Annotated in this window: 19 protein-coding genes; 7 read left to right on the plus strand and 12 right to left on the minus strand. The window is 46.6% G+C overall.

The window, feature by feature from the left end; genetic code table 11:
* The first annotated feature begins 208 nt into the window (after positions 1-208).
* A complete protein-coding gene (locus EL173_RS13625; RefSeq protein ID WP_005690907.1) occupies positions 209-910 on the plus strand; it encodes a DUF554 domain-containing protein in 702 nt (233 codons plus the stop codon).
* A 63-nt stretch (positions 911-973) separates the two neighbouring features.
* On the opposite strand, the gene EL173_RS13630 is transcribed toward EL173_RS13625, so the two are convergent.
* The 4 genes from EL173_RS13630 to pfkB all read right to left on the minus strand — a co-directional run bounded on the left by EL173_RS13630 (position 974) and on the right by pfkB (position 5,283).
* Positions 974-1,447 (minus strand): DUF7679 family protein, encoded by a 474-nt coding sequence (locus EL173_RS13630; protein WP_005690906.1) that lies wholly within the window; start codon positions 1,445-1,447, stop codon positions 974-976.
* Between the two features lie 492 nt (positions 1,448-1,939).
* Positions 1,940-2,173 (minus strand): hypothetical protein, encoded by a 234-nt coding sequence (locus EL173_RS15180; RefSeq protein ID WP_005690905.1) that lies wholly within the window; start codon positions 2,171-2,173, stop codon positions 1,940-1,942.
* A 194-nt stretch (positions 2,174-2,367) separates the two neighbouring features.
* Positions 2,368-4,350: a fructose-specific PTS transporter subunit EIIC gene (locus EL173_RS13650; protein WP_005690903.1), complete on the minus strand. Its 1,983-nt coding sequence runs from the start codon at positions 4,348-4,350 to the stop codon at positions 2,368-2,370.
* A 3-nt stretch (positions 4,351-4,353) separates the two neighbouring features.
* Entirely contained in the window at positions 4,354-5,283 is a 930-nt protein-coding gene (gene pfkB / locus EL173_RS13655; RefSeq protein WP_005690901.1) for a 1-phosphofructokinase, read from the minus strand.
* A 148-nt stretch (positions 5,284-5,431) separates the two neighbouring features.
* On the opposite strand from pfkB, the gene EL173_RS13660 reads away from it, so the two are divergent.
* Positions 5,432-6,184 carry a MurR/RpiR family transcriptional regulator gene (locus EL173_RS13660; RefSeq protein ID WP_005690899.1) on the plus strand — a complete coding sequence of 251 codons (753 nt, stop codon included), beginning with the start codon at positions 5,432-5,434 and terminating at the stop codon, positions 6,182-6,184.
* A gap of 61 nt (positions 6,185-6,245) precedes the next feature.
* Here the strand turns inward: EL173_RS13660 and glpK are convergent, their stop codons facing one another.
* Entirely contained in the window at positions 6,246-7,778 is a 1,533-nt protein-coding gene (glpK, locus tag EL173_RS13665) for a glycerol kinase GlpK (protein WP_014571668.1), read from the minus strand.
* 285 nt (positions 7,779-8,063) lie between these two features.
* Positions 8,064-8,183, minus strand: coding sequence for a putative holin-like toxin (locus tag EL173_RS13670; RefSeq protein WP_005690800.1), 120 nt, complete (start codon positions 8,181-8,183; stop codon positions 8,064-8,066).
* A gap of 562 nt (positions 8,184-8,745) precedes the next feature.
* Between EL173_RS13670 and EL173_RS13675 the strand changes: the two genes are divergently transcribed.
* Genes EL173_RS13675 through EL173_RS13685 form a run of 3 tightly spaced genes read left to right on the plus strand, consistent with a single transcriptional unit; the run spans position 8,746 to position 12,191 of the window.
* Complete coding sequence (locus tag EL173_RS13675) at positions 8,746-10,221, plus strand: UbiD family decarboxylase (RefSeq protein ID WP_005690895.1); 1,476 nt, start codon at positions 8,746-8,748, stop codon at positions 10,219-10,221.
* Between the two features lie 9 nt (positions 10,222-10,230).
* A complete protein-coding gene (locus EL173_RS13680) occupies positions 10,231-10,803 on the plus strand; it encodes a UbiX family flavin prenyltransferase (protein ID WP_005686513.1) in 573 nt (190 codons plus the stop codon).
* Entirely contained in the window at positions 10,800-12,191 is a 1,392-nt protein-coding gene (locus EL173_RS13685) for an SLC13 family permease (RefSeq protein WP_005690892.1), read from the plus strand. The genes EL173_RS13680 and EL173_RS13685 overlap by 4 nt, the downstream gene beginning before the upstream one ends.
* A gap of 145 nt (positions 12,192-12,336) precedes the next feature.
* Here the strand turns inward: EL173_RS13685 and EL173_RS13690 are convergent, their stop codons facing one another.
* Positions 12,337-13,236: a LysR family transcriptional regulator gene (locus EL173_RS13690; protein ID WP_014571669.1), complete on the minus strand. Its 900-nt coding sequence runs from the start codon at positions 13,234-13,236 to the stop codon at positions 12,337-12,339.
* A 29-nt stretch (positions 13,237-13,265) separates the two neighbouring features.
* Between EL173_RS13690 and lpdD the strand changes: the two genes are divergently transcribed.
* Positions 13,266-13,697, plus strand: coding sequence for a prenylated flavin chaperone LpdD (gene lpdD / locus EL173_RS13695; protein ID WP_005690889.1), 432 nt, complete (start codon positions 13,266-13,268; stop codon positions 13,695-13,697).
* A 62-nt stretch (positions 13,698-13,759) separates the two neighbouring features.
* Here lpdD and EL173_RS13700 read toward each other — a convergent pair whose 3' ends face one another.
* Positions 13,760-14,197, minus strand: a complete 438-nt coding sequence (locus tag EL173_RS13700; protein WP_005690887.1) for a MarR family winged helix-turn-helix transcriptional regulator — start codon at positions 14,195-14,197, stop codon at positions 13,760-13,762.
* Positions 14,198-14,329: 132 nt separating this feature from the next.
* On the opposite strand from EL173_RS13700, the gene EL173_RS13705 reads away from it, so the two are divergent.
* A complete protein-coding gene (locus tag EL173_RS13705) occupies positions 14,330-15,712 on the plus strand; it encodes a DHA2 family efflux MFS transporter permease subunit (protein ID WP_014571670.1) in 1,383 nt (460 codons plus the stop codon).
* Between the two features lie 231 nt (positions 15,713-15,943).
* On the opposite strand, the gene EL173_RS13710 is transcribed toward EL173_RS13705, so the two are convergent.
* The 4 genes from EL173_RS13710 to EL173_RS13725 all read right to left on the minus strand — a co-directional run bounded on the left by EL173_RS13710 (position 15,944) and on the right by EL173_RS13725 (position 18,859).
* Positions 15,944-16,672 (minus strand): class II aldolase/adducin family protein, encoded by a 729-nt coding sequence (locus tag EL173_RS13710; protein ID WP_005690883.1) that lies wholly within the window; start codon positions 16,670-16,672, stop codon positions 15,944-15,946.
* Positions 16,669-16,905 carry a hypothetical protein gene (locus tag EL173_RS13715; RefSeq protein ID WP_005714162.1) on the minus strand — a complete coding sequence of 79 codons (237 nt, stop codon included), beginning with the start codon at positions 16,903-16,905 and terminating at the stop codon, positions 16,669-16,671. Before EL173_RS13715 ends, EL173_RS13710 begins: the two co-directional genes overlap by 4 nt.
* Positions 16,898-18,466: a PTS galactitol transporter subunit IIC gene (locus EL173_RS13720; RefSeq protein ID WP_005690880.1), complete on the minus strand. Its 1,569-nt coding sequence runs from the start codon at positions 18,464-18,466 to the stop codon at positions 16,898-16,900. The genes EL173_RS13715 and EL173_RS13720 overlap by 8 nt, the downstream gene beginning before the upstream one ends.
* A gap of 72 nt (positions 18,467-18,538) precedes the next feature.
* The gene (locus EL173_RS13725) at positions 18,539-18,859 is read right to left on the minus strand and encodes a PTS sugar transporter subunit IIB (protein WP_005690878.1); all 321 of its coding nucleotides are present in this window, start codon (positions 18,857-18,859) and stop codon (positions 18,539-18,541) included.
* Between the last annotated feature and the right edge of the window lie 14 nt (positions 18,860-18,873).

Raw genomic sequence — 18,873 nt, forward strand, 5'->3', positions numbered from 1 at the left:
ACTAGTTACATTATCGAACACGCGTTTGTTTTTTGCAAGTCTTTTCCGTGATTGAAACGCCTTTTCTGCACTTTAAAACGGTTATAGTTCTATTTTACCTGAACCAGTCAACCAATTGGTAAAAACCTGCCGTTATTGATCGCCGTAAAACATGCTATGATAGTTCGGTTAAGAGCAACCAGCATTTTGAAAAGGTGAGGGAAAATACATGATGTTCATGGGTTCAATCGTTAATGGCTTAACGATTATCGGCGGCAGTTTACTAGGGCTGATCCTGCACAATATCAGCGCCAATGCAAAGGACACGATTACGAAAAGTTTGGGTCTGGGTACCTTTGCGCTTGGCATTCAAATGGCGTTGCAGACCAAAAGCTTTATTGTGATCATCATCAGTCTCTGTCTCGGTGGCTTGCTGGGCGAATGGTTGCATATTGAAGACGGCATGAATCACCTCGGTCTTAAGCTGCAGGAACGCTTCGCCCGCAACAACAGCCATTTTGCGGAAGGGTTTGTCACCGCGACTTTAATTGCCGTCATCGGTGCCATGAGCATTTTGGGGGCCATTCAAGCCGGCGTGTCCGGTGATAATGCGACCCTGTATACCAAGGCGGTTATGGATGGTTTCATGGCCATTATGATGACCGCCTCGCTAGGCATCGGCGTTTTATTTTCGGCCATCCCGGTGATTTTATATCAAGGAACCATCACCTTGTTAGCCAGCTTTCTTGTCCAGTTCATCCCCAAAACGTTGATGGCAACCTCACTTCGAGAAATTGGTGCCATTGGCGGGTTGATGATCCTCGGTATCGGCCTGAATCTCATGGGCATCACCAAAATCCGCATTTCCAACCTTTTGCCTGGGCTAGTAGTCTTAATTGGCATTCTAACCGGACAATATTTTCTATCATAAGTCAGTCGCAACAAAAAGCAGGTCACCATGGCCTGCTTTTTGTCTGAACTTTTTGTTGCCATCTTAGAAGTTCGGCAGCAGTCGTTGTTTTCGACTCTGAAAGCGATGATACACCAACTTGCAGTGCAAATCGCGAACATTTGCCAAAAAATGCGAGTTGGCATCGTGATACCAATAGCGTAAATCATCTTTGATATACAAGCGATTCAACCACGCGTGATCGTGCCGCAAAAACGTAAAACTTTCTAGCAAATCCTGTTCGCGCCAAACATCAGGCAACAAAAACTGACTGCGCGTAAAGCGTTTTAACTGACGGCTTGAATAATAGACGCGCTCAATGCGACCAATAAAGAAAGCCGTCTTCCCCTTGCCCACGTACGGTGCCATAGGTGCAACAATCAATCCCCCGCGTAACCGCTCAAACCAATCTGTTTGCGGACTTACTTTGATTGCATGCGTAATATCTTTGGGTAGCCGAAAGTCCAAAACCAAACCATCCGGGCGCCGTACCCGAGCCACAATATGCTGTTTCTTCACATTAACACCCCATCATCTTGGCCAATTTAGGCCACTTGAGCTGTTGGGAAGAGTTTACCACGAAATGTTCGGATTTGCATGAAGAACGTTTGTTTCGTTAAGTAACGTTCAGCCAAACTAACTTCTTAAGCAATTCCAAGCCGATTTGGAAAATGTGAACATAATCGCCATAAAGACATAATAAAATGTTGGATTTGCCTTCACAATTCATTCACACCCTGTCTGTAGTATAAGAAACATAGAAATGAGCCACCCACTCATTCCTAAACCCCAACCCAACTTTTTCATTTTTACTCCTCCAAAGTAGAAATCGTCGATCGTCCCCCAACGATCAGACAGTAAACAGACCGCCCACCCAGCGGTCTGTTTTTGTGTGAGCGCGAGCAGGAGCGCTTAGCAATCGGAGCATAAGTGGCCTTGAACCTAAATGGCTGGTCTTTGGCCATTTAGGTTCAAGGTCCTTATGTGCAGATTGCTGCGACTGCGAGCGCGTTATAGAAAGCAGAATAAAGCCACCGAATTGCCCAAAAAAGAATACTTCTGTCCCTGCTGCAATTTTCCATCCATAAACACCGGCTTTGGCCATTTAGGTTCAAGGTCCTTATGTGCAGATTGCTGCGACTGCGAGCGCGTTATAGAAAGCAAAATAAAACCTCCACATTGCCCCCAAAAAAACACTTCTGTCCTTGCTGCAATTTTCCATCCATAAACACCGGCTTTGGCCATTTAGGCTTGAGGTCCTTACACGCAGATTGCTGCGACTGCGAGCGCGTTATAGAAAGCAGAATAAAACCACCGAATTGCCCAAAAAAGAATACTTCTGTCCCTGCTGCAATGTTTCATCCATAAGAAACACCAAAAAGAAAAGCCTCCCGACACCATCGTCAGGAAGCCTTTCTTTTTTACCACAAACTCACACCTTACCGCTTAAACAATTCATACAACGCATCCGGCGTCTTCGCATCCTGAAACGCCTTCACAAAATCCTCATGCGTCAGTAACTTCGCCGTACTCGACAGATATTTCAAGTGACTGCCACTATCATGTTCCGGAATCAGGAACGAAATCACCGCATTAACCGGCTTCCCATCAAATGTTTTCCATTCGACTGGCTGAGCCAAATGCAACACGAGCATCGCTGAACGTTTAATCGTTGCGTCTTGTGCGTGCGGGATGGCGATGCCTTTTTCCATCCCCGTTGAGCCTTCTTTTTCACGCGCCACATACTTGTTGAACACGGCATCGGCATCAGTTGCCAAGTCGTTTTTTACTGCCATATTAGCCAAATAATGCAGCACATCATCCCGCGTTTTGGCAGGAACATTGACTTCAATGTATTCTTTGTTCAAAATCTCGCTAGGGTCAAAAGTTTGCTGGGATTGATCCGCATCTGGAGCCGGTTGATTGCGAGCTGATGAAACGGCCACGTGCGCAACCGGTACGTCATCTGCTGCCCCTTCCGTTGCCAACGCAGCTTCAACCACGCCGCTTTTGACGCCGCGCTTTTTGGCAGAGTGGCCGGCAATCATGGCCAAAAGCACACCTGATGCTGCTGCACCGACTAAAATCCAGGCAACCCATAGAACCGGCTTATTCACCAGTGGCAAAACAATGAATCCACCATGAGGCGCCGGAACCTGAATCCGGGACATATACGTTAAAACGGCAGCAATCGCGGAGCCAACCATGAACGCCGGAATATTCATTAACGGATTTTTCGCGGCGAACGGAATCGCCCCTTCTGTAATATGGGTTGAACCCAGCAAAGCATTGACATACCCAGCGCTGCGTTCATCACGATTGTAGGCTTTGGGATTGAGTAATACCGAGATTGTGGTAGCCAGTGGCGGCGCAATGCAGGCTGCTGAAACGCCGGCCATGAAGAAATAATTGCCCTGAGCCAACAATGCCGTCCCAGTGAGATACGCCGCCTTATTAATTGGTCCACCAAAGTCAGCCGCACACATGACACCGACAACAATGCCTAAAATAATCGGACTGGAACTTTCAAGCCCTTTTAACCACGCCATTAAACCGAGATTCAAGGCTTTCATCGGGGTATTGATGAGATACATAATCGATCCGGCAATGAAGACACCCAGTACCGGATATAGAAAAATAGCTTTTAATCCCCGAAATTCCTTGTCGGGCATGAAGGCGAACACTTTTTGCAACATTAAAATGACCAGTCCGGCCATGTAACCACCGACAATCGCGCCAAGAAAGCCAGATCCTTGACCGCCATTGTAAGCAATCATCCCAACCGCCATGCCGACGATTAAGCCAGAACGTTTGGCTACGGCTTCCCCGATATAGGCCGCCAGCACTGGCACCATGAGTCCCATGGCTGCACTACCAACCGAATTCAACATGGCTGCGAACTGATTGTATTCAGCATTCTTAGGATCCGCCGAATAAATGCCCCAGAAAAATGAAATTGCGATCAATACACCACCGGCAACCACCAGCGGCAGCATGTGCGAAACCCCGTTCATTAAACTGGTGTAAATCTTGTTACCAATTCCGGCTGTACTGGTTTCAACGTTTTCATCCGCGCTAGCCTTGGCCGCACCGCCTTTAGGCATATAAACCGGTGCGCTGCTCAACGCCTCTTTAATCAGTTTATCCGGTTCGCGAATACCGGCCGCAACCGGCACATTAACCAGCGGCTTGCCGGCAAAACGATCCGCGTCAACGTCAATATCAGAAGCAATGACAACGCCTTTTGCCCCATCAATTTCTCCTTGCGTCAGTGGATCATCGACACCGGTTTGACCGTGCGTCTCGACTTTAATGGTCAAACCCATTTTCTTAGCCGCTTGCTCTAACGCCTCTTGTGCCATATAAGTATGGGCAATCCCCGTCGCACAACCGGTCGCAGCAATTAAATCATACTTTGCCATCAGCTAACCCTCCAGTTTCTTAATCTCAATTTGCGTCAACAATTCATCCGTCTCAGTAAAATCCGTAATCCATGCGCGCCGGGCCGTATCACTGCCCGCCGCAATCGCCAATTTCAGCGTGTCCGCTAGATCCTGCTTTTGATAAAGGCCCGCTAAAAAGGTCCCCAGCATCGTGTCACCGGCACCGGCAGTATTCAACACGTCAATCTTTGGCGCGTTTCCGACCAGCGTCACATCCTGATTCATAAACAAGGCTCCCGCCGCACCGAGTGAAACCAACACATTTTGGGCCCCAGCCGCTAACGCTTTGTGGCCCAACTTCACCATCGTCGCCAAGTCGGCTTCTCCGGATTGGTTAAACCAACTCATCAACTCCGCATCATTCGGCTTCACCAGTAATGGTTGATAGGCCAAGGCTTTAACAGCTTCCGGATACGAACTGTCGATAATCAACGCAAAGCCATTTTCCCGGCTCAGTTTTCCCAGTTGCAACAAAAAGCTCGGCTCAATGCCGCGTGCAAAACTCCCGGAAACACAAAGCCAATCGTCAGCCCCAAGAGTGGTCAGTTGTTGGTATAATTGTTTTAATGTTTCGGCGCTAATCTCCGGCCCGGGGTTCACTAACTTATACTCGTTATGATCACTGACAACGCGGGTAAACACGTTAATCCGCGTGAACCCGGCATCCTTGTAAAAGTGATTGCGAATGCCTTGCTCAGTCAGAAAATCCGCAATGTAATCAAGGGTAAAGCCGCCGCCAACCCCAAGCGCAACGTTATCAACCCCGCGCCGCTTCAAGATGCAGCTCACATTCACGCCTTTACCATTTGCCTGAATGTCATAACTGTCCGTTCGATTCACCGTATTCGGCGCCATGGTCTGAGTTTTAATAAAAAGATCAATTGCTGGATTTAACGTCAAGGTATAAATCACATTAAGCGCTCCTTCATGTCGTTTCTTTTACTTATCACCATGTTAACCGCTTTCAACCGAAAAGAGTTTTCTGTTTTCAGTCGTTTTCCGGATTAAGCGAAAATGCTTTTCATCTGCATCAACCCCACTAAACAAGGAGGCCACCCTCATGGCTACACTCAGTCCCACAGAGGCTTATCTTTGGGATTACATCGAGAATCACCAACAAACCGTCGTCAACTTATCCATCACCCAGTTAAGCGTCGCGGCCAACGTCTCACCGGCAACCATTGTGCGCACGATGAAGAAAAAAGGCTTCAACGGCTACACCGAATTTCGGCATGATTTGCTAAAACGCATTGGCGACACTGAACCATTCGGCATCCTCGATCAGGTGGATGATCAAATTAAAAAAGTGATTATGCAAAATCAAATTGAGGTTTATAACACCCTTGATAATCTGAAAGTTTCTGTCATTGAGGACTCGGTTCAACTACTCGCCAAGGCCGAGATCATCCTCATTTTTGCGCGCGGCCTATCCGAATCAATCGCCTCGGAAGTCACTTTGAAGCTCCAGTTGCTGGGCAAGTATGCTGAATTCTTCAGTGATCCCAACATCATCCAAACCATCGCCGGTCAGATCAGTCCGCATGCAGTGGCCATCACGATCACCTTAAACGGCGAAACCCCGGAACTCGTCGCCGCTGCCAAAACCCTTGCCGCCCGCGACATTCCGCAAATCATCCTGACGACCAACGCCCAAGCTTCAATCGTCAAGTACGCGGATGAACTTTTTGTCGGCTATAAATCAAAAGCCGCCTATTTTGACAAATACGAGGTGGCTTCGCGTCTGCCGTTACAAGTTATGAGCCGCATTTTGCTGGATAGTTATGTGGTGCGAAAACGGGGACAGAAAAATTAAATCTTCGGTATGTAAAAAGCAATCCCTTTGGCCTATACGACGAGGGATTGCTTTTTTCTGCTTATTCGTTATTGGCAGTGGATGTCCGTGGTAACGGCCGGTGCTTGAACATCTGCGTGGCGGCGACAGCCTGTTGCCAACCGGCGTATAAATTCTCCCGCCGCGCCGGTGTCATGCGAGGTTCAAACCGCTTACCAATCTTGAAAATCTGTTTAAGTTCATCCGTATCCTGCCAGAAGCCGACTGCCAACCCCGCTAAAAAGGCAGCACCCATGGCGGTCGTCTCTAAATTGGCGGCTCGTTCCAAAGGCTTATTCAGGATATCCGCCTGAAACTGCATCAGGTAATCATTGCGAGCTGCCCCACCGTCAACGCGTAAGGCTGGGACGGCAATCTGCGTGTCCTTGTACATGGTATCAACCACATCACGCGTTTGATAAGCCAAAGCCTGCAACGTCGCTTTAATAAAGTCGTCTTTAGTGGTCCCGCGGGTCAAGCCAAAAACTGCCCCGCGTGCTTCGGCATCCCAATACGGTGCCCCTAAGCCTGTAAACGCAGGCACCACATAAACCTCATCATCACTAGTGGCTGCCTCGGCTGCTTGCTGGGTGTCAGGCGATTGCGCCACCAACCCCATTTGATCGCGCAGCCACTGAATCGCCGAGCCCGCGACAAACACCGAGCCTTCCAGAGCATAATTAATCTGCCCGTTCACGCCATATGCAATCGTCGTCAACAAGTTATTAGCAGACATTTTCGGCTTATCGCCTGTATTCATCACAATAAACGAGCCAGTACCATATGTATTCTTCACCATCCCCGGCGCCAACGCTAACTGGCCAAACAAGGCGCTTTGCTGGTCACCGGCCATCCCTGCAATCGGAACCGTGCTGCCGAAGAAATGATAAGCCGCGCCAGTACCGTAAATTTCCGAATTACTGCGCACCTCAGGCAACATGGCCCGCGGAATATGCAGCAACTGCAAAATCTCGTCATCCCAATCCAACGTATGAATGTTGAATAACATTGTTCGACTGGCATTCGTGTAGTCCGTCACATGAATCGCGCCGCCTGATAACTTCCAACTCAGCCACGTATCAATCGTGCCAAACAGCAACTCGCCATTTTCCGCGCGCTCTTGGGCTCCCGGAACATGATCCAAAATCCAGCGAATCTTCGTAGCGGAAAAATAGGCGTCAATCAGCAAGCCGGTCTTCTCATGAATCATTTTGCCATGACCAGCCTGCCGCAACGCTTCCGCCAACGCATTGGTCTGCCGTGACTGCCACACAATCGCATGATAAATCGGCAGCCCCGTTGTCTTATCCCAAATCACCGTTGTTTCACGCTGATTCGTAATCCCGAGTCCTGCAATTTGCCGCGGCTGCACCCCAGACGAAATAAAGGTATCCGCAATCGTCGACAACACCGCTTCCCAAATCTCATTCGCATCGTGCTCCACCCAGCCCGGTTTAGGAAAATACTGGGTAAACTCCTTTTGCGCCTCGCCCACCATCTTGCCAGCATGATCCAAAATAACCGCGCGCGTACTGGTCGTGCCTTCATCAATGGCCATGATGTAACTATCTGCCATGTCTACCTCCTGCTTTGTGTCCGCTTTCACTTCAGTATACAGGAACTGGTGAATGAGGTTAAGGTTCGTACAATTTGAAAATCAACCGCTTAAGTTCAATATTAAAATCCCGTCCTTTTAGCACTTACCGTTTGATCGCTTAATATTGCCGTCTTCAATGGCACCATGCTATAATAAAACACGAAAGGGAGCATCGGCGTCCACCGATACTCCCCTGACAAGACCGTTCAAGACGGTTGGCATTAAATTTGACTAATCAAAAAGACCGTCATCTTAGCCAAAAGATTAGCGACGGTCTTTTTGATTGTCTTGTATTATCAGCATAATGGTGATGATCAGCGCAATCAACGATAATACGAAATCACCGAAGACCAGCATCAGCATCAACGCATCAGCAACAGACAACTAGGCACCTCCTTCCGTATAGATTTTGATCATCACGCATAGGCGACCACCTCACAATACGTTGGATTTGCCAACCGTCATTCACTTTCTTGTCTTGTTCATGATGCCATACAAAACGTCAAAACGCCTGCTATCTCAATGATTTCAGGCGTTTTTTAAATGAACTGAACGTGACTCACCGTTTTAGGCTTAATTCTTGGAGCGCTTAGCATTATCGGTAAGTCATTGCACATCTCAATAACTGTTTGCAAACCTGCATGGCTATCTATGCGGGTTTTATTTTTCTTTTTAGGAGAGAGCCGAAATATATCAAGCCGGCTTTTAGTTTTTCCCTATTGTCAACTCATTCATTTTGACCAGCCTCGAGTTACATATATTGACTATTTACAAGTCAGCTGTCATTAACGATCACAACTATTAAAAAATGTCATTGTCCTTTTCTTATTCCATTCAGGCATAACAGCATTCAAAACTCGAATTGAAAAGGTTTCCAACCCAGACTAGCCTAGATTTTGAAATCAATTCGGCTGGTTCGCTGTTCCGGCCTTTAGGAGTGATTAATATGACAGCATCACCTTGGGACTTAAGAAAAGTATTGGATGAACTAAAACAGGATCCGCAGCAATATCATGAAACAGAGGTGCAAGTCGATCCCGATGCAGAGCTTGCTGGCGTTTATCGTTACATCGGTGCCGGTGGGACGGTCGAACGTCCGACACAGGAAGGTCCGGCAATGATGTTTAACAACGTTGTCGGCTTCCCAACGACAAGGGTTTTGATCGGTTTAATGGCCAGTCGCAAGCGGGTTGGCAAGATGTTTCACCAAGACTATCACACACTTGGTCGATTCTTGAACAAAGCGGTTTTAAATCCTATTCAACCCGTTACAGTCGAAGAATCAGCAGCGCCTGCGCATGAAGTCGTTGCCAAGGCTAGTGACCCGGACTTTGACATTAGAAAACTCGTTGCAGCACCAACCAATACGCCACAAGATGCCGGCCCATACATCACATGCGGCGTAGTTTTGGGTTCCAATATGGCCAAAACAATGACTGATGTGACGATTCATCGCATGGTTTTGGAAGATAAGGATACGCTTGGTATTTATATCATGCCCGGTGGTCGCCACATTGGTCATTTTGCTGAAGAATATGAAAAAGCCAATAAGCCGATGCCGGTGACCATCAACATTGGCTTGGATCCGGCCATTACCATTGGTGCCACTTTTGAACCGCCTACCACGCCGCTTGGCTACGATGAACTAGGAGTTGCCGGAGCCATTCGCCAAGAACCCGTGCAACTGGTTCAGGCTGTGACCGTCAATGAAAAAGCCATTGCGCGTTCAGAATTTACACTGGAAGGCTATATCATGCCTAACACGCGTATCCAAGAAGATATCAATACCCATACCGGCAAAGCCATGCCAGAGTTTCCCGGCTATGACGGTGATGCCAATCCGGCTTTGCAAGTGATTAAAGTGACGGCTGTAACCCATCGGCGCGATCATCCCATTATGCAAAGTGTCATCGGACCTAGTGAAGAACATGTCTCCATGGCCGGCATTCCAACCGAAGCCAGCATTTTACAACTTGTTGATCGTGCCATCCCCGGCAAGGTCAAGAATGTGTACAATCCCCCAGCTGGTGGCGGCAAACTCATGACCATCATGCAAATTCACAAAGATAATCCAGCTGATGAAGGGATTCAACGTCAAGCTGCATTACTCGCTTTTTCGGCATTCAAAGAACTAAAAACTGTTTGGCTGGTCGATGATGATGTCGATATTTTTGACATGAATGATGTCGTCTGGACAATGAACACGCGTTTTCAAGGTGATCAGGACATCATGGTATTACCTGGCATGCGCAACCATCCGCTTGATCCGTCAGAACGACCGCAATATGATCCCAAGTCTATTCGGGTACGCGGAATGAGTTCGAAGACGGTCATTGATGGTACCGTACCATTTGATATGCGCGATCAATTCAAACGAGCAGCCTTTAAAAAAGTTTCCGACTGGCAAAAATATTTGAAATAGGTGATTGAATTGAAACGTATTATCGTAGGGATTACCGGGGCATCCGGAACTATTTACGCTGTTAACCTGCTCCAGCATTTACATCGCCTGCCTGATGTCGAAGTTCATTTGGTGATGAGTGCTTGGGCAAAGCAAAACCTGTCACTTGAGACCGACATGAAACAAAGCGAACTCGAAGCTTTGGCGGATTATGTTTATCCTGTTCAAAACCAAGGGGCAACCATTGCAAGCGGCAGTTTTTTAACCGATGCAATGGTCATTGTTCCGGCAAGCATGAAAACCATTGCGGGCATTGCGATGGGCTTTGATGATAATCTCATTGGACGAGCAGCCGATGTCACGATTAAAGAACAGCGGCAATTGATTATTGTGCCGCGGGAAACACCGCTTAGTCCAATTCATCTGGATAACCTCGCTAAACTAGCCCACATTGGCGTTCAAATCATTCCGCCTATTCCAGCTTTCTATCAGCATCCCCAAACCATCCAGGATTTAATTGAGCATCACACCATGAAACTATTAGACGCCTTGCATATTAAAACCGAAACCGCTAGTCGCTGGAATGGAGCGTCGTTAAGATGAAAAAAGTTCTCAATAAACAGAGTATCGGTTTTCTCATCGGCATTGCGGTGGGCCTCATTGTTTACCTGGCCCCACTGAGCGGCATCAATGAAAAAGCGCAAATGGATCTTGCTTTGAGTTTAATGACCGTTGTTTGGTGGGCATTCCAGATTGCACAGCCGGCTTATATTGGTGGTATTTATCTGATGCTGCTGATCTTGACGAATGTTGCAACCCCGACACAGGTATTTGCGGGATCGTGGACCAAGTCAATTATGTGGTTAGTGATGGGCGCTTATTTAATTGCCGGTGCTGTCCGCGAATCTGGCCTAGGTGAACGTATTGCCTATGCTTTCATTATCAAATTTGTTCGCAGTTGGACCGGTATTATCGTCTCAATCTTTGCCTTAACCTTCATCCTTGCTTTACTGATTCCGCATCCCTGGCCCCGTGCCTTCTTGATCATGTCCGTGATGGATGTGGTGGCAACCAGCGCCAAAATGCCACAACAGGATCGGGCTAAACTTGGACTAGCCGTTTTTGCCGCTTCCTGTCCTCTTTCCGGTGCTTTTCTAACCGGGGATACATCGCTCAACCCCTTAGCAATTGCCGATTCTGGCAAAAGCGTCAACTTTGTCCAATATTTTATTTACATGGGGGTTCCGATGATCATTGCCGCGATCATCACGATGCTGCTCTTTCTTTTCCTCTTCAAACCAACCAAAAAAGTCACGATTGACCTTGATGTTCTGAAAGCCAAGCAGGCCGATCAAGGGGCAATGACGCATAAAGAAATTCGAGTGATCGTCTGGCTTGTCATTGCCATCGGTTTATGGTTAACCAGTGGCATCACTGGTATTGACGTTGGCTGGTTAACTTTGATTGTCGCCTTGCTGATGAGTCTGCCGGTTATCGGTGAGGTCTTGACGGCGAAATCATGGTCAGGTGTTCCCGTCAACGTTTTGGTCTTCCTGACTTCGGCAATTGCAATTGGCCAAGTGGGTGATTTTACGGGCATGAATAAATGGATTGCCCAAACGATCCTGCCTTCAGCCTTACCACATAATCTCTACTTACTGGCACTGGTCATTACCGTTTTTGCGATGATCATTCACATGTTCATGGGTTCGGTTATTGCCGTCATGGGTATTACAATCCCTGCCATTATCGCGGCAACCTCGTCACTTGGGGTTAATCCGTTGGCAATTTCATTAATCGTCTTTTCAGTGGTTAATTTGCACTACATCTTGCCGTTTCATAACCTGGCTATCCTTGTCGGTTCCGATCCAGAAACTGGCGGTGGTTATACGCAAAAAGATGTCATGAAGTTAGGTATTCCGCTAACTGCCGTCATGTTTATTGTTGCGCTGGTAGAAGTCTTTTGGTTCCAGCTGACTGGACTTTTATAACAGCGGTACCCTTGTTAAAAGTCAATATCAATGCAAAGTAGCTCCTAAATGATTTTTCTTTAGGGGCTACTGCTGTATCGTTAAAATCCTTACTGCTACACAACAGTCGAAATATCGTCTTGGGATTCTACAATCACGGTTACCATTAACCTTTTTCGGCGGTAACTTGCTGGCTCAAGTAGTCAGCAAATTTAAGAATTGCCGGATTGCTAGTGCGTCGATAAACCAGTTGCAAATGACTACAAATATTCGGCGTCAATGACTTAGCAACAAAGTTCGAATTGGCAAACGGCTGGTAAGATTGACGGAACAAAAAGGTAACGTGGCGGCTGCCTTCGACCATCCCCAAAAGTGTCTCGATATGCGGACTGCTAAAGATGATTTTGGGTGCGATATGACGATCCGCAAAGAACGCCTGCATCGGCTCAAAGACACCAGAGCCGCTTAGCAAGCTGACAATCGTTGTGGCGGCTAAATCTTTTGCAGACAGCGATGGACGTTTCGCTAATGGATTAGTCTTAGCGAGAATAACTTGCAACTCATCTTTAGCCAGATCAAGTTTGACATATTCCCGCGTTGATAGGACCTCTGCTTGTGTATCACGTAGCAATGCCATATCTAAATCACCAGTCAAAAGCTGCTTGAGGATGCTAATGCCTTCCTGTTCGACCACATGCAGTGCCAGCTTCGGAAATTGAGCGGCAAAATCGTTTATTAATCGACTGATGCCAAACTGACCAAGAATCGGAACGGCACCAATCGTCAAAACACCGTTGCTCAAGGACTTCAAACTATTTAAATCCGTGTTCATGAGCTCGACTTGGTGCAAGATCTTACTGGCGTGAAAGAAAAACCGTTCACCAGCCTCCGTGACAAGCATGCGGCGATGATTGCTAGTATCCACCAACTTACTTCCCAGAATAGCCTCAATATGCTGAATACGCTTAGACAAGGCTGATTGACTAAGATGTAAAACCACCGCTGCTTTGGAAAAACTCTTAAGCTCATACAGTGCTACAAATATTTTTAAATCCTCAAAATTCAACTTATTCACCACCGAAAGGAAGCTATAAAATGTCTGACTACCCTGTCCCGACTTACACGACAACCGTGACACAGTCTGACGTCACCCTCATCGCCACCGTTACTGTGATCGGACGTGATCTACTTATTACCATTACTGGCGGCGACCACCCGCATATTGGCGATGTTCTCACGTTAACCAAAGATCAACCCATTCAAACAATCCGCTACCCCAGTCATGATAACAGATTTCATAAAGATGATTTACTTGCGCTTCCAAGTGCCAAAGCGCTGCAACCATTACTGCCCGGAAGCTGCACCATTTTAGCTGGGTTGCACATCGATCACATCAGCAAAGTACAAATCCAGGCTGCATTAGATCTCAGCCATAAACTAGCGCCTGAGTTAATGACTTGGCTAAAACATCAAACATTTGCAACGTCAAGACCACACTATTACGGTCCCGATGAATCACCTGCCTAATCGCTCAACCAGATCCGGGAATTCGTTAATGGCCGTTAGTTGGTGTCTTCAAAGATGTTCCCTCAATGATCTGCTAATTTATCCGCCATCGTTGTTTGCAGTTTTTCAAGCGCATTGACGACTACTTCCGCATCTTCTCCCAAAGCGTTGCGCAAAAAAGCATCATTTTGGTCAAAGAAATGCCGAATATATGCCGCTACCTTTTGGGATTTTTCCGTTAGCTGAATCGCTTTATATCGCCCATCTTGCTTGGAGGGCACACGAACAATCAATTCCTTGCGCTCCATCAGTTGTAACAGTGCCGTTGCTGAAGATTTCTGGATGTTGAATTCATGTTCAACATCCGTCTGATACAACGGCCGCTTGGTGCCTTGCCGTGCCAAAAAATCGATGATGCTCATTTGCACCTGTGTTAGACCCAATTGCTTAGCTTCACGATCAGCATAACGTTGCAGGTCATTGTTTAATTTTTTAACCAAAATACCCAGCGATACTGTCACGATGTCTATCCCCTTTCGGTTTCAATGAAATCTCAGGTCAGCGTTTACATTAAAATTAAGCCTTGATTTCAGAAAATAAGACCGCTATAGTAGCTATAGTTCGATATAGAACTATACACGATGGAGGTCTTTATGACAAGAAAAGTAACACCTAAATTATACCTTTCGATTCTCGCCACTGGTCTGATGGCGTTTTGCGGGGTACTCATTGAAACTGCCATGAATGTCACTTTTCCGACCTTAATGCGGCAGTTTAATGTCGATACGGGAACCATTCAATGGCTGACAACCGGCTATTTGTTGATCGTTGCAATCATCGTCCCGATTTCCGGGTTCTTAAAACGACGCTTCACGACTAAACAGCTTTTTCTTACCGCCAGTGCCTTCTTCATCCTTGGGTTAGCACTGTGCAGCGTTGCAAACAGTTTTGCAATCTTGCTCGTGGGACGGCTAATCCAAGGCTGCGGGACGGGGATTGCACTCCCCTTAATGTTTAACATCATTTTGGAACAGGCGCCGTTAGAAAAAATTGGTTTTCTCATGGGCATCGGGACGTTGGTCACCGCCATTGCGCCGGCTTTAGGCCCGACTTATGGTGGCGTGCTGGTTGACATTAACTGGCATCTGATCTTTATTTTCCTGCTATTCGTCATGATTGCCGCTTTGATTATGGGGCTATTTTCCATCCAGCAAGTCTCTGAAACGGTCCATCTTCACCTCGACTTTTTAGCTTGGTTATTCATTGCGATTTTCTTTGCGACCGCGATTCTTGGTCTTAATAGCATCGAGCACCAACCCGGACGCGCCTTGATCTTTGCCGTCATTGCAATTTTAAGCCTCGGCGCCTACACCATGCGCTCACTACATGTTAAAGAACCACTAATTAATTTACGGTTATTCAAAAATCTTCCGTTTGATCTGCACATGACGACCTTCCTCATCATTCAAATCGTCAATGTCGGGTTTGCCTTTGTCTTACCCAACTACTTGCAACTCGTTAACCACACAAGCTCCCTAACCGCCGGCCTACTTCTATTACCTGGGGCGGCACTGGGCGCATGCATGGCACCCATGAGTGGTAAACTATACGATAAATTAGGTCCTGGACGCCCTATCTTTATCGGACTATGCTTACAGCTCATCGGAATTGTCTGGCTACTCCTTGAAGCCTTAACCGCAGCCCCGGTCATCGTCTTGATCGGCTATGCCTTCATCATGCTAGGTACCGGTTTTTCAATGGGCAACATTATGACAAGCGGACAAGCTCAGTTACACCAAGAACAAACCACTGACGGCAATGCCATCTTCAACACCCTACAACAATTCGCCGGTGCACTTGGCACTGCGGTCGTCTCACTCATCATGGCGCTGGCTCAAGCCGGTTCAACCTCTGCTCACAACACTGCCATCGGTTCGCAACATGCGTTTGGTTTCCTCCTGCTATTAACCCTCGTTGGTGATGTCGCGATTTTCTTTGGGTTGCGGCGACGTCGTGGTGAAACCACAGGTAAATAAGCAAAAAATTTAACGCTTTCACAAAAAGAACGCAACGAAAAATGCCCACAAGCACAATGTTTGTGGGCATTTTAGGTTGGCATAAATGATGGGGATTACCACATAACAAGAGTTTTTTGACAAAACGCTTACATACCGAAACTTTGATTTTTAAGTTCTGCTCAGTTCTTTTGCAATCCCTTAGCGCAAGCAGTTATCGTAAGCGCATGGTATGCCAACAAGTTGTTAGCTTCAGGCTTGTACCTGTTCTTTCAACATCCCATCACTCGCTTTACCGCAAGACTGATAACTATCGAGCAGCCCCAGCTTCATGAAGACCGTTTGCTGATAGGCAATTTTTGCATTCCACTCAACCGTCTCAAGAATCTCGGTTGCATGATGCAAATCTTCCGACGTAATCAAAACGCCGTGGCTATTTAACAAGAAAATGTGTTCCTTTGCAGCATCGCCCACCGCTTTGAGCCCATTATAGACAGTGTCGGCAAGTTCTTTTGAGCAAGCCGGTGCATAGGGTAATACGCGAATCGGTCCGACTTCTTCAGTGACCTCGGTAACATTTGGCATATCAAGGCCAGCAGTTGCCCAAAACATTGATTCTTCGGCATGTGAATGGTAAACGCAACGGATCTTATCATTGGCGCGATAAGCCTCTTCATGCATATTGATTTCCCGGGTCAAACGGCCAACCCCATCAATCTGTTTGCCAGTCTCAAGATCAACCACCAGAATTTGGGTCGGTTGTAACTTCGCATACCAAGCTTCTGACATCATGGTAGGTGTCATAATAAGATAATCTTTGCCGGCCTTAATATGAATGCTGCCATAATCAATATCTTTATCCGCGGTAATACGAACGCTGATATTGCCACCAGCGACATTCGTATTCTTTCGCACAAACATTTCGCGCGCTACTTCTGCCAAATCCTTACGCTCATTTTCAAATACATACTGTTCAGTCATTTTGAAAATCCTCCATTTTTTACACGTTGAGCCAACAACTCTTTACGACGTTGGTTAATTCGTTCGCGTCGCTTGCGGTCATAATCACCGAACAAAACGGGATTAACTTTGCTATACAATACGATGGTAACGAGGCCCATCAGGAGGCAAAGCCCAACACTGCCGCCAAGCAACGCAATTGAAACGCCGATGGTATCAATGAAAACCAGAAAAGATGCTAAGGTCTTACTCACCTTGATCACCCTTCTTCTTATGACTTGTCTGACTAAAATCCAACCCGTCAAGATCGTCTAAATCGTCATCATTTTTAGCAGCTGACTGTTTGCTTTCATTTGAAGCCTTTGCATCGCTGAAGTCCAACCCGCTAAGATTATCTAAATCGACATCTGCATCAGCGCTATCTGCTGTTGACGTTGAACTTGTCGTTGCTACAGCAGGCGTCGTCAAGGTGCCGTAACGTTGGCTTGGTAATTTGATCTTATTCTGATCACGGTATAGCCAAATGAACCCCAACGTCCATAAAACTGCTAAAGCAATCGCCCACCACTTGCCATTAAATGCTTGAGCAAAGAAGAGTCGGAAATCGGGTCCCTCAAAAGTTGACCACGAAAGCTGTTGTCCTGCTTGAACTTTGACGGTTCCGGTTGACTTCGCCAGGTTCGTAATGACCGGCGCAAAATAAGTCGCACCATAGAGGAAAATCGGTGTTGTGATAATGCCCAAGGTGATCATTCGCAATAAGTTTGCCCCTGTCAGCAACAGCGCAGCATTCACAAACGATAGGTTAATAATGCCGGCAAAAGGCAAAACCGTATTATGCGGCAAAATCATTGCGAAGACGAGCATGATTGGAACCAAGATAATAACAGTCACCCATAATTCGTTCCGGCCAGCAAGTATTGGCCAATCAAGTCCGATATAAACTTCACGACCCTTGAAGTGTTTCTGCATAAAGCCACTCATCGCATCGGCAATCGGTGACAGTGCCGTCATAAACAGTTTAGAAATCATCGGGAACAACGTCATGGCAGTCGCGGCTTTGATTGCCAGATTCAATGAACCGGAGACGGAATAACCAGCGCCAAATCCTAACAGTACCCCGATCAACGCACCCATCACCGTGTTGTCACCCCAAACACCGATACGTTTTTGTAAGGCATCCGCGTCAAACGGTTTATTCATAATCGGGATGAAATCAAGTAACTTATTTAACGGTTGAAGAATCACCGCAAACAAAGTAATAAAATGCGGCACTGTTACCCCAGGCATACCTGTCAGATCCTCAATATGTCGATGCCACATATCACCTGCCTTGAGCTCAAACACAATCTGAATCCCTGCAACCAAGAATCCAAAGAAAGCATTATGCGTGAAGTAAAGCACCACGACATAAGTGAAAATCTTGTTCCAAACGTTCCACATATCCACGTTTAATGTTTTCGTCCAATTAAACGTCAACATCACAAAGTTAATCGCTAATAATAACGGGAAAAACAGAAATGCCGATTTATATGACCATGTGATGGCCGCAACACCGGTCCAGCCGGCATCAATCGCGTTTAAACTTAGGTGGAACAACTTTGACATAGCTTTGGCAGCCGGTGAAATTGCATCCATCATGTAGTTAACAACCAAGGTCATCCCCGAAAAGGCAACCCCTAAAGTCAACGCTGCCACAATCGATTTTTTAAACTTCAACCCGGCAACCAGACCTAGAATCAGCATGATTAACGGAACAAACACCGGTCCCCCAAGATTCAAAATATAATTAACGACATCTTTTAAGATCGTCACAGTTTTCTACCTCCTCAAAAAGTGAGCACGAGCCGCCACACGCTGACACATCTAGCGTCCCCGTTTACCCAACTACTTTCCGGCAGCCTGCATGTTTTTTAGCGCCTGAATAATTTGTTTATATGACTTTTCCGGATTCATATTCATAAAAATTGGCATACCATTTACAACCGCGATATTATTTTCCTTGGCTAGTTCCTCTAATTGTTGATTCGGTTTTGCAATCCAAACATAGACATCGTAATTATGCAGAACTTCCGGTAACTGCTTAAAATCAGTAGCATCAACCGATACGCCTTTAACATTGTGACTTTCGAAAAAATCCTTAATTCGGCTGGCAGTTGCTTCACTTGATGCAACGCCTGATCCACATGCAACAACAATTTTTGCCATGATCTTTACGCTCC

The sequence above is a fragment of the Lacticaseibacillus rhamnosus genome, assembly GCF_900636965.1.
GTDB classification, from domain to species: Bacteria; Bacillota; Bacilli; order Lactobacillales; family Lactobacillaceae; genus Lacticaseibacillus; species Lacticaseibacillus rhamnosus.

Coding starts and splice junctions, on each gene's coding strand:
- EL173_RS15180 (WP_005690905.1), bottom strand. CDS start 2,173: ATGGCCAAAGCCGGTGTTTATGGATGGAAAATTGCAGCAAGGACAGAA.
- EL173_RS13710 (WP_005690883.1), bottom strand. CDS start 16,672: ATGACTGAACAGTATGTATTTGAAAATGAGCGTAAGGATTTGGCAGAA.
- lpdD (WP_005690889.1), top strand. CDS start 13,266: ATGTCTGACTACCCTGTCCCGACTTACACGACAACCGTGACACAGTCT.
- EL173_RS13675 (WP_005690895.1), top strand. CDS start 8,746: ATGACAGCATCACCTTGGGACTTAAGAAAAGTATTGGATGAACTAAAA.
- EL173_RS13725 (WP_005690878.1), bottom strand. CDS start 18,859: ATGGCAAAAATTGTTGTTGCATGTGGATCAGGCGTTGCATCAAGTGAA.
- EL173_RS13660 (WP_005690899.1), top strand. CDS start 5,432: ATGGCTACACTCAGTCCCACAGAGGCTTATCTTTGGGATTACATCGAG.
- EL173_RS13650 (WP_005690903.1), bottom strand. CDS start 4,350: ATGGCAAAGTATGATTTAATTGCTGCGACCGGTTGTGCGACGGGGATT.
- EL173_RS13705 (WP_014571670.1), top strand. CDS start 14,330: ATGACAAGAAAAGTAACACCTAAATTATACCTTTCGATTCTCGCCACT.
- EL173_RS13625 (WP_005690907.1), top strand. CDS start 209: ATGATGTTCATGGGTTCAATCGTTAATGGCTTAACGATTATCGGCGGC.
- glpK (WP_014571668.1), bottom strand. CDS start 7,778: ATGGCAGATAGTTACATCATGGCCATTGATGAAGGCACGACCAGTACG.
- EL173_RS13685 (WP_005690892.1), top strand. CDS start 10,800: ATGAAAAAAGTTCTCAATAAACAGAGTATCGGTTTTCTCATCGGCATT.